The 14,660-nt window shown below is 73.3% G+C and carries 11 protein-coding genes; 5 read left to right on the top strand and 6 right to left on the bottom strand.

Translation table 11 applies throughout. The features are described 5' to 3' along the window. Positions 1-142: 142 nt before the first annotated feature. On the top strand, positions 143-1,564 hold the full coding sequence (locus ABTY15_RS11020; protein ID WP_350579886.1) for a selenium-binding protein SBP56-related protein: 1,422 nt from the start codon (positions 143-145) through the stop codon (positions 1,562-1,564). A 34-nt stretch (positions 1,565-1,598) separates the two neighbouring features. On the opposite strand, the gene ABTY15_RS11025 is transcribed toward ABTY15_RS11020, so the two are convergent. Continuing rightward, entirely contained in the window at positions 1,599-2,504 is a 906-nt protein-coding gene (locus ABTY15_RS11025; protein WP_350579889.1) for a helix-turn-helix domain-containing protein, read from the bottom strand. A 187-nt stretch (positions 2,505-2,691) separates the two neighbouring features. On the opposite strand from ABTY15_RS11025, the gene ABTY15_RS11030 reads away from it, so the two are divergent. Then, complete coding sequence (locus ABTY15_RS11030; RefSeq protein WP_350579892.1) at positions 2,692-3,774, top strand: NAD(P)-dependent alcohol dehydrogenase; 1,083 nt, start codon at positions 2,692-2,694, stop codon at positions 3,772-3,774. A 117-nt stretch (positions 3,775-3,891) separates the two neighbouring features. On the opposite strand, the gene ABTY15_RS39785 is transcribed toward ABTY15_RS11030, so the two are convergent. The 3 genes from ABTY15_RS39785 to ABTY15_RS11045 form a co-directional block, all read right to left on the bottom strand. Then, on the bottom strand, positions 3,892-4,260 hold the full coding sequence (locus ABTY15_RS39785; protein WP_502893475.1) for a DUF6114 domain-containing protein: 369 nt from the start codon (positions 4,258-4,260) through the stop codon (positions 3,892-3,894). Between the two features lie 206 nt (positions 4,261-4,466). Next, complete coding sequence (locus ABTY15_RS11040) at positions 4,467-5,141, bottom strand: DUF6230 family protein (RefSeq protein WP_350579908.1); 675 nt, start codon at positions 5,139-5,141, stop codon at positions 4,467-4,469. A 184-nt stretch (positions 5,142-5,325) separates the two neighbouring features. Continuing rightward, a complete protein-coding gene (locus ABTY15_RS11045) occupies positions 5,326-6,045 on the bottom strand; it encodes a TetR/AcrR family transcriptional regulator (protein ID WP_350579911.1) in 720 nt (239 codons plus the stop codon). A 415-nt stretch (positions 6,046-6,460) separates the two neighbouring features. Here ABTY15_RS11045 and ABTY15_RS11050 point away from each other — a divergent pair, with 415 nt between their 5' ends. From ABTY15_RS11050 to ABTY15_RS11060, 3 genes are all read left to right on the top strand, one after another. Continuing rightward, complete coding sequence (locus tag ABTY15_RS11050; protein ID WP_350579914.1) at positions 6,461-7,132, top strand: Tat pathway signal sequence domain protein; 672 nt, start codon at positions 6,461-6,463, stop codon at positions 7,130-7,132. A gap of 186 nt (positions 7,133-7,318) precedes the next feature. Further along, a complete protein-coding gene (locus ABTY15_RS11055) occupies positions 7,319-8,194 on the top strand; it encodes an AAA family ATPase (protein ID WP_350579917.1) in 876 nt (291 codons plus the stop codon). Then, positions 8,191-9,732 carry a vWA domain-containing protein gene (locus tag ABTY15_RS11060; protein ID WP_350579920.1) on the top strand — a complete coding sequence of 514 codons (1,542 nt, stop codon included), beginning with the start codon at positions 8,191-8,193 and terminating at the stop codon, positions 9,730-9,732. The genes ABTY15_RS11055 and ABTY15_RS11060 overlap by 4 nt, the downstream gene beginning before the upstream one ends. 6 nt (positions 9,733-9,738) lie before the next feature. On the opposite strand, the gene ABTY15_RS11065 is transcribed toward ABTY15_RS11060, so the two are convergent. Beyond that, positions 9,739-10,719: an alpha/beta fold hydrolase gene (locus ABTY15_RS11065; protein ID WP_350579923.1), complete on the bottom strand. Its 981-nt coding sequence runs from the start codon at positions 10,717-10,719 to the stop codon at positions 9,739-9,741. 190 nt (positions 10,720-10,909) lie between these two features. Next, the gene (locus ABTY15_RS11070; RefSeq protein ID WP_350579925.1) at positions 10,910-14,368 is read right to left on the bottom strand and encodes a S8 family serine peptidase; all 3,459 of its coding nucleotides are present in this window, start codon (positions 14,366-14,368) and stop codon (positions 10,910-10,912) included. Positions 14,369-14,660 lie beyond the last annotated feature (292 nt).

Genomic DNA, 14,660 nt, shown 5'->3' on the forward strand with positions numbered 1-14,660 from the left:
CCGCCCCTGCGACCAGCCTAGCCGCGCGGCCCGCACCCCTGGACCGCCCCTCGTGCGCCTGCTGTGCGCCGGTGGACCTGTGGAACGCTACCCGGACGCACGCCACATCGTGGACCAGCAAGGCGAGTTGAGGAGTTCGCTCATGCCGCACGGCCAGGGCCCGCAGGCCGGCCACACCGATCCGTCGCTCTACCGCTCGCCCGCCGAGGCGATCGCCGCACCACCGGAGAGACTGGCGTACGTCGCCGGCTTCGACCGGTCGGGGCGGCAGCCCGACGCGCTGCTCACGGTCGACACCGATCCGGCCTCGGCGAGCTACGGGAGGGTCCTGAACTTCGCCGAACTGCCCACGCTCGGCGACGAGTTGCACCACTTCGGGTGGAACGCCTGCTCCAGTGCGCTGGCGCACGCCTGCCACGAGAACCCGGAGCGGCGGTACCTGCTGCTGCCGGGGCTGCGGTCCTCCCGGCTGCACGTCATGGACACCCGGCCGGACCCGGTGCGGCCACGGCTGGTGAAGACCGTGCAGCCGGAGGAGCTGGCGGCCCGGGCCGGGTACTCGCGGCCGCACACCCTGCACTGCGGGCCGGACGGGGTGTTCCTGTCCTGCCTGGGCAGCGGGGACGGTTCGGACGGGCCGGGCGGGGTGGCGCTGCTCGACCACACCACCTTCGAGGTGCTGCGGGCCTGGGAGACCGAGCGCGGGCCGCAGCACTTCGCCTACGACGTCTGGTGGCACCTGGGCAGCAACGTGGGCGTGACCAGCGAGTGGGGCACGCCGTGGATGGTCGAGGACGGGGTGGTGCCGGAGCTGCTGCTGGGCCGCAAGTACGGGCACGCGCTGCACTTCTGGGAGCTGGACTCGGGGCGCCACCTCCAGCGGATCGACCTCGGCGACCAGTACCAGATGGTGCTGGAGCTGCGCCCGGCGCACGATCCGCAGGCCGAGTGGGGCTTCGCGGGCGTGGTGACCAACGTCGAGGACCTCTCCTCCTCGGTCTGGCTCTGGTACCGGGAGGGTCCGGCGTTCACCGCGCGCAAGGTGATCGAGATACCCGCCGAGCCGGCCAAGGCCGAGGACCTGCCGCCCGCGTTGCAGCCGTTCGGGGCGGTGCCGCCGCTGGTCACCGACATCAACCTGTCGGTGGACGACCGCTGGCTGTACGTCTCGGCCTGGGGCACCGGCGAGTTGTTCCAGTACGACGTCTCGGACCCGTTCCACCCCCGGCTGGCCGCCTCGGTGCGCCTGGGCGGCGTGGTGGCGCGCACCCCGCACCCGGCCGAGCCGGGGCGCCCGCTCAGCGGCGCGCCGCAGATGGTCGAGATCAGCCGGGACGGGCGGCGGCTCTACCTCACCAACTCGCTGTACGGCGCCTGGGACGACCAGTTCTACCCGGACGGCATCGAGCCGTGGATCGTCAAGCTGGACGCGGACACCGAAGCGGGCGGGCTCACCGTCGACCGGCGGTTCTTCCCGCACGGTGCGGACTTCCGGGGGCTGCGGGTGCACCAGACCCACCTGGCGGGCGGCGACGCCTCCTCGGACTCGTACTGCTACCGGTAGCCCGACCGCCCCGAACGGCTACCGGTCCGCGCGGCTACCGGGTGGCCTGGTCGGCGCGGCCGTCCGCCGTCCGCTCGCCGCCGCCCGGCTCCGGCAGGAACTCGGTGGCCGCCCAACTGGCCAGCAGGCGCAGGGACTCGGCGGAGGTGGAGCCGGGTTCGGCGTGGTAGGCGACGAGCACCTGGTCGCCGTCCCCGGCCGGGCGCAGCGTCTCGTACTCGAGGCTGAGCCGGCCGACCACCGGGTGGTGCAGCAGCTTGGTGCCGTGCCCCTTGTCCTGGATGCCGTGGGCGGCCCAGAGCCGTCGGAAGTCGGCGCTCTTGACGGAGAGTTCGCCGATCAGCGAGGCCAGCCGGGGATCGTCGGGGTCGCGTCCGGCGTCGAGCCGCAGGATGCCGACCACGTCGCTGGCCTTGCCCTCCCAGTCCTCGTACAGTTCGCGGGCCGCCGGGTCGAGGAAGACGTTCCAGGCGATGTTGCGCTGCTCGGGCGGCATCGCGCCGAAGTCACCGAGCAGGGCGGTGCCGAGCCGGTTCCAGGCGATGATGTCCAGCCGCCGGCCGAGGACGTACGCGGGCACGCCCTCCATCGCGTCCAGGAGTTGCTGGAGCGCGGGCCGGACCCGCTGCGGGCGGGCGGCGGCCCGGCCGGCGCGCCGGCGGGCGGGCTTGGTGAGCCGGCCGAGGTGGTCGCGTTCGGCCGGGCTGAGCCGCAGCACCCGGGCGATGGCGTCCAGCACGGCCGTCGACACGTTCTCGCCGTGGCCCTGTTCGAGGCGGGTGTAGTAGGCGGTGCTGACGCCCGCGAGCTGGGCCAGCTCCTCCCGGCGCAGGCCGGGGACCCGCCGCCGGGTGGTGGTGTCGGGCAGGCCCACGTCCTCCGGCCGCAGCCGGGCGCGGCGGGAGCGGAGGAACTCGCTGAGTTCGGTGCGCTGGTCCATGGGTGCAGTATGCGGGCGGCGCGGCCGCCGTGGGCGGGCCAGGGTGATACTGCCGTGCGTATGTTGCGCGGTCCTACGTCCGCCCTCCCTACGTCTGCGATTCCTACGCCCGGGGTTCGTACGCCCGGGGTTCCTACGATGAACTCTGGTCTGGCTGGCCCGATCGGGCCGCCGCAGGCTTGAGGGCATGACGAACACGACGACCGGCACCGCCGACCGCACCACCCGCACCGTCGCCGCCTACGCGGCGCAGCAGCCCGATGCCCCGCTGGAGAAGACCACCGTCACCCGCCGGGCCGTGGGCGAACACGACATCGTGATCGACATCAAGTACTCCGGCATCTGCCACTCGGACATCCACCAGGTCGGCGAGGACTGGGGCACCGGGATCTTCCCGATGGTGCCGGGCCACGAGATCGCCGGCGTGGTCGCCGAGGTCGGCCCGGGCGTCACCCGCTGGCGGGTCGGCGACCGGGTCGGGGTCGGCTGCTTCGTCGACTCCTGCCGCACCTGCGACAACTGCCGGGCCGGCCTCCAGCAGTACTGCACCGGCCCGGGCGGCGCCGTCTTCACCTACAACGGCACCGGCAAGGACGGCCTGCCGACCTACGGCGGCTACTCCCGGGAGCTGGTGGTCGACGAGGGGTACGCGCTGCGCATCCCCGACAGCCTGCCGCTGGACGCCGCCGCGCCGCTGCTCTGCGCCGGCATCACCCTCTACTCCCCGCTCATCCACTGGGGTGCCGGCCCGGGCAAGCGGGTCGCCGTCGTCGGCCTCGGCGGGCTCGGCCACATGGGCGTGAAGTTCGCCCACGCCCTGGGCGCCGAGGTCACCGTGCTCAGCCAGTCGCTGCGCAAGCGCGAGGACGGGCTGCGGCTCGGCGCCGACCACTTCCGGGCCACCGCCGACCCGGCCACCTTCACCGAGCTGGCGGGCACCTTCGACCTGATCGTCAACACGGTCTCCGCCGACCTCGACCTCAGCGCCTACCTCGGCCTGCTGCGCACCGACGGCACGATGGTGCAGGTCGGCGCACCGGAGAAGCCGGTCATCGTCCACCCGCACGCGCTGATCGGCGGCCGCCGCTCGCTGTCCGGCTCGATGATCGGCGGGCTGCCCGCCACCCAGGCGATGCTGGACTTCTGCGGCGAGCACGGCATCACCGCGGAGATCGAGCTGATCCGTGCGGACCAGATCAACGAGGCCTACCAGCGGGTGCTGGCGGGCGACGTCCGGTACCGCTTCGTCATCGACGCCGCCACCATCTGAGGGTCCCGACCCCGCTGAGGGCCCCACCCCGGGTGGGTGCCCACGCCGTAGCCCCGCCCCCTGGCGCTCTCCCATCGCCAGGGGGCGGGGCCGTACGGGTGCTGTCCCTGCCGGCGCTCACACTCCGACGGTGTCGGTGCGGGCGGCCCGGCGCTGCTCGCGACGGTCCTCCCGGCGCTGACGGCCCCGGCGCAGCGGCTGGTCGGGCAGCCAGCCGAAGGTGAGGCAGGAGCCGGTCACCCCGAGCAGCATCCCGAGCAGGAAGCCGCCGAGGTTGGAGGTGAGCCAGCTGGCCAGCGAGGCGAGCACGGCGAGGACGGAGTAGAACAGCCGCTGGGTCGGGTTGAACAGGATCAGCAGGCCGCACACCACCATGACCGCCGGGACGAGGTAGCCGGCCAGGCCCTGCATGCCGATGTGCAGGACGACGGGCAGCGGGGCCCGCAGGGTGAACAGGATCTCGGCGCCGCCGAACAGCACCAGCAGTCCGCCCCAGAACGGGCGTTTGCCCCGCCAGTCGCGGCGGCCCCGGCCGGCGGCCGGAGCTGCCGGGGCCGCCGAACCTGCCGCAGCTGCTGGTGCAGCCGGAGCTGTTGGGGTGGCCGGGGCGGGGGCGGGTGGCGCCTCCGCCGCCTCGCCGACGCCTTCGACACCATCGGGACCGGCCGGCTCCGGTACGGGCCCCGCCACGGTCAGCAGCCCTGCGAGCTGAAGCTCAGCCGCAGGTTGGGCAGCTTGAACCCGGCCGCGGTGCTCGCGTAGTTGTGCTGCTTCAGGTGGGTCAGCGTCACCGTGTCGGCCTGCTGCCCGAAGACGCCCGGGTTGCCCTTCCCGGCCGGCCCGGCCTTGGTGTACGTACTGGCGTCGCCGCCGATCTCGATGTTGGTGAACTCCGCGTCGCCGGACAGCAGATCGGAGTCGGTGGTGAGGTCGGTGGCGGTGACCGGGGTGCCGCCGTCGCCGGCGTGGATCACCAGGTTGATGCCGCCGAGGTCGACGCTCTGGCACAGATTGGTGAGCTGGGCGCTCTTGATCGCCGAGACCGCGACCAGCACCTGGCCGCCGGTGGAGCCCGCGTTGGGGCTGTCCGGGATCATCGAGTCCAGGCCGCCGAACTGGGCGAAGCCCTTGCCGTCGAGCCGGTCCGCGGTGATGGTGAACGGCATGCCGGAGATGGCGAACTGGGCGGCGAGTACGCCCTGCGCGGTGAGCGTCATCAGGACGGCTCCCGCGGCGACGGCCGGGACGGCCATCAGGGCGGTGCGCTTCAGCCGGACCCGCCCTCTTCTGCCGCCGGTCGGCGTCGCGGCGGTTTCGGGTGTCCCGGGTGACTCGGCCGCGGCGGCGGCGTCCTCGGACATGGCCATGTGTGCTCCCTGGGTGGGTGGGATGTGCAGGCACTGGCACGTTGCCCTGGCGCGGACAGCGTTCGGCGGCCCGCCGGGGCCGCCCGCCCCCCGGCAGCGGGGCGGGGCCGGAAAGGACCGCGTGGAGTAACCGGAAAGCTACTGCCGGGTATCGGCCGGGTCAAGAGCGGTGCACGAAGGATCTTCACCGCTCGGCGACCCGGCCCGGCAGCCCGACCCGCCGGGCCGCCTCGGCCGGGCCGAGGAAGGGCGCCAGGCAGAAGACGCTCAAGACCGGTAGCAGATCCGGGAGTTGATCCGTCCGACCGGAGTCGACCCGGCGGTAGACCGCGCTGTAGACGCCGCCCACCACGGCGTCCACCAGCTCCTCCACCCCCACGCCGACCGGGAGTTGCGGCACTTCGGCGAAGAACACCCGGAACCTGGTAAGGAGTTGGTCGCGTTCACGCCGCCCGGCCGGGCCGACAGCCTCGATCTCGATCACCGCCATGGTCGCGAACGCCGGTACGCCCGCCAGCAGTTGGAGCATCACGTCGAGGCCCTGCCGGATCCCGACGCACCAGTCGGACTCGGCCGCGAAGGCCGCCGCCATCCGGCGGATCACCACACCGGTGCCGTGCCGGTGCGCGGCCAGGAAGGCGTCCTCCTTCCCGCTGAACAGCTCGTAGAAGACCGGCCTGGTCACCCCGGCGGCGCGGCAGATGTCGCTCACGGTGGCGTGCTGGTAGCCGCGTTCGGCGACGGTGTGGACCAGCCCGTCGAGCAGCCGCTCGCGCTGGGTCGCGGCCACCACGTCCGGGGGTAGCCGGCTCGGTCCGCGCTTGATCGACCGGGCCGGGTCACGGCCGGTCCGCGCACCCGGCAGCAGGACCACCTCGGGACTCCGGGACGGGTTCCACTCCATCGCCAACTCCTGTGTCCGGTATTGACATTGACGCAACAGCGGGTTTACAACACTGGCAGGTTTCCAACCGGTGGACGAACCAGTCACCGGCCGACCGGCGGCCCGTGCCCGCGGCGGTGGCAGCCGCCGACGTGCACCCCCACGACACCGCACGTCCGCCCTCGCACCGTACGTCCGCACCGTCGTACGTGCGCACCGTCGCACGTCCGCACCGCTGTACGTCCGCACCACCACATCGCCGTACCGCAGCGCCGTACCGCGGCGCGCGGGCCCGTGGCGCCGGGCCCGCCGCGCCGCGGCCCCGCGCAGCCCCACCCCGGTGCGCCATGCCACGCACCTCCCCCGTCGTGCCCGCCACCACACCCGCACGCCGGCGAACCCCCACCCGTCTCCGCACGGAGAGAGGCACACCCTCATGCACATCCGCCGCACCCTCGGGGCCGCAGCCCTCGCCGCACTCGCCCTCACCGCCGCCGCCGTCGCACCCGCCCAGGCCGACGGCCCGGCGGTGCTGACCACCGGCAGCCCCACCGGCCCGGACGCCGCCGTCGGCGACGTCCTCACCGCGAACCTGCTGCCCGGCAGCTACGCCACCTTCTACAACAGCGCCTCCGGGACGAGCGGCATCAAATGCGCCGCCTCGTCCTTCTCCGCCACCGTGACGGCCAACCCGGCCGCGCCCGGCAACGCCGTCGAACAGCTCAACACCCAGACCTTCGGATCCTGTAGCTCCAACGTCCTCGGCGTGACCAGCGTGCGCAGCATCACCGTCAACAACCTGCCGTTCACCAACACGGTCGGCGACGGCCCCGGCAACCCGGTCACCCTCGCCCCCGGCGCGGCCGGTTCGATGAGGACCACGGTGGTGCTGGGCACCATCCTCGGCAGCGTCACCTGCGTCTACCAGAACACGACCGGGATCTCCGGGACCACCTCCAACGCCACCAACAGCATCGGCTTCGCCGGCCAGCCGTTCAACCTGGTCTCCGGCTCGGGCCTGTGCTTCTCGGTCGGCTACTTCAGCGCCACCTACGGGCCGGTCGCCGACACCTCGGTGGCCGGCAGCCCGCTCATCTTCGTCAACTGACGCCGCGGACGGGCGAGCACGCCGGCGGTGTACGGCCCCCGGCCGTACACCGCTCCCGCCTGCCGTCCCCCTCTCCCCTCCACCCGAGGCGACCCCGAGACAGCGAAGTGACCGGCCGGTAGGGTGCTGCCGCACGGACACGGGCGCACGCGGCCACGGGTACACGGACGGGAACGAGGCACGGACATGGGCAACGGCGACGGCACGGGGTTCTTCACATCGGTGGCGGACACCGTCGACCAGCTGGCCGCCACCGGATACCTCGCCTCCACCGCGGTGGCCACCACCGTCTTCCTCGCCGACCGGCTCGGCAAGCCGCTGCTGGTCGAGGGCCCGGCGGGGGTCGGCAAGACCGAGCTCGCCAAGGCGGTGGCCGCGATCGGGCAGGCCCGGCTGGTCCGGTTGCAGTGCTACGAGGGCATCGACGAGGCCCGCGCGCTCTACGAGTGGAACCACGCCAAGCAGCTGCTGCGGATCACCGCCGGCCGCGACGAGAACTGGGACCAGGCCCGCACCGACATCTTCGGCGAGGAGTTCCTGCTCACCCGCCCGCTGCTCACCGCCATCCGCGGCGAGGAGCCCACCGTGCTGCTGATCGACGAGATGGACAAGGCCGACGTCGAGGTGGAGGCGCTGCTGCTGGAGGTGCTCAGCGACTTCCAGGTCACCGTGCCCGAGCTGGGCACCATCACCGCGAGCCGCCGCCCGTTCGTGCTGCTCACCTCCAACGCCACCCGCGAGCTCTCCGAGGCGCTGCGCCGCCGCTGCCTGTTCCTCCACCTCGACTACCCGGAGGCCGAGTTGGAGCGCCGGATCGTCCGGCAGAAGGTGCCCGGCCTGGACGACACGCTGGCCGGCTCGCTGGTCCGGGTGGTCGGCGCGCTGCGCGCGATGGAGCTGCGCAAGGCGCCGTCCGTCGCGGAGACCATCGACTGGGCCCGCACCCTGCTCGCCCTCGGCGCGGACACCCTCGACGAGGCGGTGGTCCGCGACACCCTCGGGGTGATCCTCAAGCACCAGGACGACGTCCGGAAGGCCGCCCAGAAGCTCACCCTCGCATGACCGGCACCGGAACGGGCCCGGACACGGGCACGGGCACGGGCACTGGCCCCGACACGGGCACGGGCACTGGCCCGGCCACGGGCACGAACACGCCAGCCGACGCGAACGCGCCCGCCGACACCGCCGCCCGGCTGACCGGTCTGGTCCGGGCGCTGCGCGGCCACGGCCTGCGGATCGGCCCGGCCGAGACGGTGGACGCGGCCGCCGTGCTGGACGTCCTCGGGTTCGTCGACCGGGAGCAGGTCCGGGCCGGGCTGGCCGCGGCGCTGCTGCGCTCGGACGGCCAACGGCCCGTCTTCGACGCCACCTTCGACCTGTTCTTCCCGCTCGGCGTCGGCGTCCCCGAGGCGCTGCGCGCCGACCCTCCCGCGCTGCCGGACGACCCCGAGCCGCCGCGCTTCGGCCGGCCCGACCCGGTCCGCGAGGACCTGCGCGAACGGCTGGCCGCCGCCCTGGCCGCCGACGACCGGGCCGCCCAGGCCCGGCTGGCCGGCGAGGTGGTGGAGGCCTTCGGCCGGTACGGCGCCGCCGCCGGGCCCGGTTCCGCCCCCGGCTCGGACGGCTGGTCGGCGCACCAGGCGCTCGGCCGGCTCGCCCCCGAGACCCTGCTGGCCCGGGTCCTCGCCGCACTGCGCGCGGGGTCCACCGCCCCCGAGGACGTCTCCGACCTCGTCCTCGCCGACGAGATCCGCCGCCGCATCCGGGACTTCCGCGCCCTGGTCACCGGCGAGGCCCGCCGCCGGGTCGCCGAACTGCGCGGCGCCGAACGGATCGCCGAACGCGCCGTCGCCCCCACCGTCGACCGGATCGACTTCCTCGCCGCCGGCCGCGAGCAGCTGGCCGAACTGCGGCGCACCGTCCACCCGTTGGCGCGCAAGCTGGCCACCCGGCTGGCCGCCCGGCGCCGCCGCGCCGCCCGCGGGCAGATCGACCTGCGCCGCACCCTGCGCCGCTCGCTGTCCACCGGCGGGGTGCCGCTGCGCCCCGCGTACCGGCTGCGCCGCCCGGCCCGGCCGGAGCTGGTGCTGCTCTGCGACGTGTCCGGCTCGGTGGCCGGGTTCGCCGACTTCACCATGCTGCTGGTCCAGGCGATGAGCGAACAGTTCAGCCGGGTCCGGGTGTTCGCCTTCGTCAACCGCACCGCCGAGGTGACCGACCTGCTGAACCGCGGCGGCACCGACCCGGCCCGGCTGGCCGCCCGGATCCTCGCCGAGGCCAAGGTCACCGGCTACCACGGCAACAGCGACTACGGCACGGCGCTGGGCGAGTTCGCCGAGCGGCACCTGGACGCGGTCGGTCCGCGCACCAGCGTGCTGATCCTCGGCGACGCCCGCAACAACCACCGCGACCCGAACCTGGACGCGCTGCGCCGGATCGCCGGCCGGGCGCGGCGGGTCTTCTGGCTCAACCCCGAACGCACCGCGCTCTGGCCGACCGGCGACTCCGCCGCCCCCGCCTACGCGGGCGTCGTCGAGATGCACTCCTGCCGCAACGCCCGCCGCCTCGGCGAGCTGATCGCCCGCCTGCTGCCGGTCTGAGCCGGTCTAATCGAGCGCCTTCAGGAAGTCCAGCAGCGCCTCGTTCACCTCCGCCGGACGCTCCTGCTGCGTCCAGTGCCCCGTCCGCGGCAGCCGGACGTGGCGGTGCAGCCGGGGCAGTCGGCCGAGCAGGTGGGCGAGCACCTCCGGTGGCATCATCGCGTTGACCAGGTCCTGCTCCCCGGCCACGTACAGCGCGGGCACCTCGACGTTCACGCCGGTGAAGGCCGCCAGCAGTTCGGCGTTGCGGTCGAGGTTGCGGTACCAGTTGAGCCCGCCGGTGAAGGCCCGCTCGCCGTGGGTGGCGTAGTCGGCGGCGAAGGCGTCGATGTCCGCCTCGGTGAGCCAGGCCGGCAGCTGCTCCGGCTCCGGGAGGGTGTCCAGCAGCTTCTTCCCCTCGGGGATGATCCAGGCGCGCGGCCGCCCGTCCGGCTCGATGCCGCCGAGGATGCGGCGGAAGCTGGACTTCGGATCGGCCGCCAGCTCGGCGTCGGCCCGGCCGGGCTCCTGGAAGTAGAGCTGGTAGAAGCCGTCGCCGAAGTTCGCCCGGGCGGCCTGGAGCGGCGGCGGCCCGCCGACCGGGATCGGCGGCACGCTCAGCCCGGCGACGCCGCGCACCTTGTCCGGCCGCAGCGCCGCGGTGGCCCAGGCGACGACCGCGCCCCAGTCGTGACCGACCACCACGGCCCGCTCCGCGCCGAGCGCGTCGATCAGCGCGGTCGCGTCGCCGACCAGGTGGAGCAGGGTGTACGCGTCCACGCCGTCCGGCTGCTCGCTGCGGGCGTAGCCGCGCTGGTCGGGGGCGACGACCCGGTAGCCGGCGGCGGCGAGCGGGGCGAACTGGTGGCGCCAGGAGTACCAGCTCTCGGGGAAGCCGTGCAGCAGCAGGACCAGCGGCCCCTCGCCCTGTTCGGCGACGTGCAGCCGCACGCCGTTCACCTCGACCTCGCTGTGCCTGACCGCGCCGTACTCGATCGCGTCGCTCAACTCCGGCTCCCCGGTTCGGTGTGACAGGTGACAGGTCCGCTCGGTTCGACCCTGCCCAGTCGGGGTGCCGCGGAATCCCACCGGACCGCCCCGAACACCGGTGGACGGCCCCGCACTTCGCCGCACCACCCCGGAACGCGGCCGAGGCCGCCCCGGAATTCCGGGACGGCCTCGGCTTGGTGATGCTACGTCAGTTCACCGTGTAGCTGTACGGGATGGCCGCCAGCACGGAACCGGTGGTGCCGAGCGAGTTGTTGGCGGTCGCCAGCGAGCTCGGGCCGGACACCAGGTACAGCACGCCCTTGACGGTGCTGCCCTTCGGGCCGGTCGGGGTGAGGGTGACCTGGAGCGAACCGGTCTCACCCGGCTGGACGACCACCGGGGTGGCGGCCGGGGCCGAGGCGTTCACGGCGGCGGCGAACGGGTCACCGGTGCTGGAGGTCAGCGCCGGGTCGAACGCCTGGGTGTGCGCGGTCGCCGTGATGGTGGCGGAGCCGGCCGGCGCCCCGGCCGGGCCGAACGGGCCGACCTGCTGGACGAAGGTGCTCCACATGCCCGGGACGACCTGCTGCGCGGCACTGCCGTTGGAGGTCGCGACCGAGATGGTCGAGCCGTCCTGAGCCTTCTTCAGGTCGCCGAAGAGGTCCGGCGAACCGGCCGCGGCGCTCATCTCCAGGTGGGCCGGGACGGTGGAGGCCGACACGGCCCGCAGCTGGTCGGTGGCCGGCGGGACGAGGAAGAACGGGACGGAGGACTCCAGGCTCAGCGGGAGCGCGACCGTCGCGGAGGCGCCCTGCGGCACCAGCGGCAGGTCGACCCGGCGGTCCAGGCGTCCGTCGGCCGCGATCTTCTGGGTGGCGACGGTGTTGTTGGTGTAGTTCACCTGGACGGTGACCGGCTTGCCGGCGGCGAGCTTGGTGCGCGCGTTGTCCGGCAGCCCGGTGGCGGTGGCGCGGTTCTGGTTGAACGCGACGGTGCCGGTGAAGTCCTGGGCGAGCTGCTGGCCGCTGACCGGGCCGAGCACGTTCAGGACGAACCGCCAGCGGCCGGCGGCCGGGTTGACGGTGGTGGCCGAGACGCCGGCGGTGGTACCGCTCAGGCCGCCCTGCGCGTCGAGGAGCGCGTTGCCCTCGATGTCGACCGGGGTGCCGTTCGGGCTGATCAGCGCACCCTGCATGAGCAGCTTCGAGTCCTTGGCGACGGTCACGCCGACCCGCAGGTCCTTCTGGCCCTTCGGGACGTCGAACGCGTACGCGAAGCTCTGCGTCGGGGAGGCGCTGCGGCCGTTGCCACCGGTGATGGTGCCGGTGAAGCTGCCGGTGCCCTGGTTGACCGGGACGAGGCTGCGCAGGACCACCGGCACGCTGGTGGTGCGGCCGTTGGAGCTGGCGACGGTGATCGCCTCGCTGGAGTCACCGCTGGTGGCGGGGGTGGTGAGCTGGACCTTGAGGGTCTTGGTGGCGCCCGGGGCCAGGTCGACGACCTGCGGGGTCACCGCGCCGGCCGGCACCGCGCGCTGGGTCGCGGTGCCCAGCTGGACCGGGCCGTTGTAACCGGCCTTGCCCGCCGGGGTGTAGAGGATCGCGGTCCACTCGCCGGCGACCGGGTGCGGGACGTCCACCAGGCCGTAGTCGGCCGGGGTCGCACCGCCCTGCGGGCGGGTGTTGGTCTCGAAGCGGCCCTTGGGGTCGAGCAGCGTCATGCGGACGACCGGACCGTTGGTGACCGGGTTCGGCGCACCCTGCCAGGCGATCGACGCCGCGAGGCGGTCGGCACCGGCCGGGACGGTGAACTTGACCTGCTTCTGCACCCAGGTGGCGCCGTTGGTGGCGTACTTGAAGGTGTCGGTGGAGGACGTGTCCAGCTGGACGGTCTGCTGGTCGCTCGACAGCGGCGCGAAGTTGCGGGTGGCGGCGCTGACCGTCTGGGCGGTGGCACCGGTGTTGGTGACCGTCACGTCGGCGGTGTGGTTCGAGCCCGGGTTGCCCGCGATGTCGAGCTGGCCGGTGGTGACGACGACGGTGTTGCCGTCGGCCGCACCGGAGCCGCCCTGGTAGCCGCGCGCGGCCTCGACGGCGGCGCGGACGTTCAGCAGACCGGCGCCCTGCTCCTCGGCCGGCACGCCGAGGTCCTGCGCGGTGCCGGTGAGCAGCTTCTTCACCAGCGCCGGGGCGGGCGACTGGCCGTGGTGGGTGTCGCGGTAGGCCTGGATGACCAGGGCCGCGGCGCCGGTGACGAACGGCGCGGACTGGCTGGTGCCGCCGAACGGCTGGATCGGCGAGCCCTTGCCGCTGAAGCCCTTGCAGTCCTCGTACTTGGTGAGGTCGGGCGAGCAGAGCGCCCAGTCCGACTCGCCCGGCGCGACCAGGTCGACGGTGCGACCGGCCTGGGTGAAGCCGCCGGAGGACAGCGCCGAGATGCGGTTGTTCTCCCACGTGCGGTTGGAGAACTGCGCGGCCGCGTAACCGGTCTGCTGGTAGTTCTGGTTGTCTGTGGAGGCGCCGACCGCGATCACGTTCGGGTCCGTGGACGGGGTGCCGATGGTGCCGCTGATGCCCGCGTCGCCGGTGGAGACGGCAACGGTGACACCGGCCTTGACGGCCTGGTCGTTGAAGAGCGCGACGGTGTCGTGCGCGCCGCTGTCCGGGGTGACGTTGCCACCGAAGGACTCGTTCAGCACGTCGACGTGCGCGACCGAGACGGCGTAGTCGATGGACTGCAGGATCGACGAGTTGGACATGATCTCGCCGCCGGCCCGCAGGGCGACCAGGTTGGCGTCCGGGGCGAGGCCGCGGATGCGGATGGTGCAGCCGGTCGGCAGCGGGTGCGAGGCGTTGACGAACTCCGAGACGTCGTACACCTGGCGGCCCTGGGCGATGACCGCCGAGGCGTCGCCGAAGGCCTCCGCGCCACCGGTGGGCGCGTCGACGCCGGTGCCGGAGAAGTCCTGGTAGTCGACGACCGCGTGCGAGCCGTCGGCCCGGATGAAGTCCGGGTTGTTCGGGTCGAGGCCGTCCGCGATGTAGGCGACCTTCACGCCCTTGCCGGTGGCCAGGTCGGCCGCGCCGGGCTGGCCGTTGGCGCCGACGGTGTGCGTGGAGTACAGGCCCTCGGGCTCCAGCAGCGGCTTGGACGGGTCGGAGGGGCAGACCGTGTTGGTCGCGTTCTCCTCGGCGCCCTGGCTGCCGTTACTGCCCGAAACGGCCTGCGCGGCGGCGCTCTTGGGGGCCTTGGCACCCGTGGCAGCGGCGGTGGTGTCCGTGCCGTCCTTGTCCTTCTTGGTCTTGCCGGCGGCCGGCGGCGCGACGGTGACCTGCTCGTCCGTCACGACCGAGGCGACGGCCGGGTCGGCCTGGAGCGCGGCGCGCAGGGCCGGGCTGACCGTGGCCGAGAAGGCGTTGCCGACCACGAAGGTCTTGATGTTGGTGCCGCCGCCGGCCCGGACCTTGTCCAGCAGCGGCGCCTGGGCGTTCGCGGCCTTCTGCTTGCGGGCACCCAGGTGTCCGCTGTCCGCCGGGGAGTCGGCTATCTGGTCCTTGAGAATCACGATCACCGGCACCGGGGGCCCGTCCGCCGACGCCACCGGGGCGGCGCTCTGCGAATCCGGGATCGGAGCACCGTTCGCGCTGGTCCCGAAGGTCAGGACCATGGACGCGGCGGTGACCGTGACGGCAGCTGCTAGCTGGGATTTCCGCCAGCCGATCAATGGACATCCTTTCGTCTGATGAGACGTCAGGCTGCGCGGCTCAGCGTACCCGGATCCAGGGTCGGTCGCGTGGTTGCTCCGGACCGCGCGTCCCGACAGCGGTCGCATTCCAGCGCATGCGACACGACCGCGACAAGGGGGAAAAGCCCCATCAGAAAGTAAAAATGACCATCAGAAAGTAAAATTCACGGCCGAAATCGGGCCATGTCCACATCTTTTCGCTGACCAGACCAGG

This window comes from Kitasatospora sp. NPDC097643 (assembly GCF_040302625.1).
Taxonomy (GTDB): Bacteria; Actinomycetota; Actinomycetes; order Streptomycetales; family Streptomycetaceae; genus Kitasatospora.

Bases quoted from the DNA above. Each gene is read 5' to 3' on its own strand.
- ABTY15_RS11020 (WP_350579886.1), top strand. From the start codon at position 143: ATGCCGCACGGCCAGGGCCCGCAGGCCGGCCACACCGATCCGTCGCTC.
- ABTY15_RS11025 (WP_350579889.1), bottom strand. From the start codon at position 2,504: ATGGACCAGCGCACCGAACTCAGCGAGTTCCTCCGCTCCCGCCGCGCC.
- ABTY15_RS11030 (WP_350579892.1), top strand. From the start codon at position 2,692: ATGACGAACACGACGACCGGCACCGCCGACCGCACCACCCGCACCGTC.
- ABTY15_RS11040 (WP_350579908.1), bottom strand. From the start codon at position 5,141: ATGGCCATGTCCGAGGACGCCGCCGCCGCGGCCGAGTCACCCGGGACA.
- ABTY15_RS11045 (WP_350579911.1), bottom strand. From the start codon at position 6,045: ATGGAGTGGAACCCGTCCCGGAGTCCCGAGGTGGTCCTGCTGCCGGGT.
- ABTY15_RS11050 (WP_350579914.1), top strand. From the start codon at position 6,461: ATGCACATCCGCCGCACCCTCGGGGCCGCAGCCCTCGCCGCACTCGCC.
- ABTY15_RS11055 (WP_350579917.1), top strand. From the start codon at position 7,319: ATGGGCAACGGCGACGGCACGGGGTTCTTCACATCGGTGGCGGACACC.
- ABTY15_RS11060 (WP_350579920.1), top strand. From the start codon at position 8,191: ATGACCGGCACCGGAACGGGCCCGGACACGGGCACGGGCACGGGCACT.
- ABTY15_RS11070 (WP_350579925.1), bottom strand. From the start codon at position 14,368: ATGGTCCTGACCTTCGGGACCAGCGCGAACGGTGCTCCGATCCCGGAT.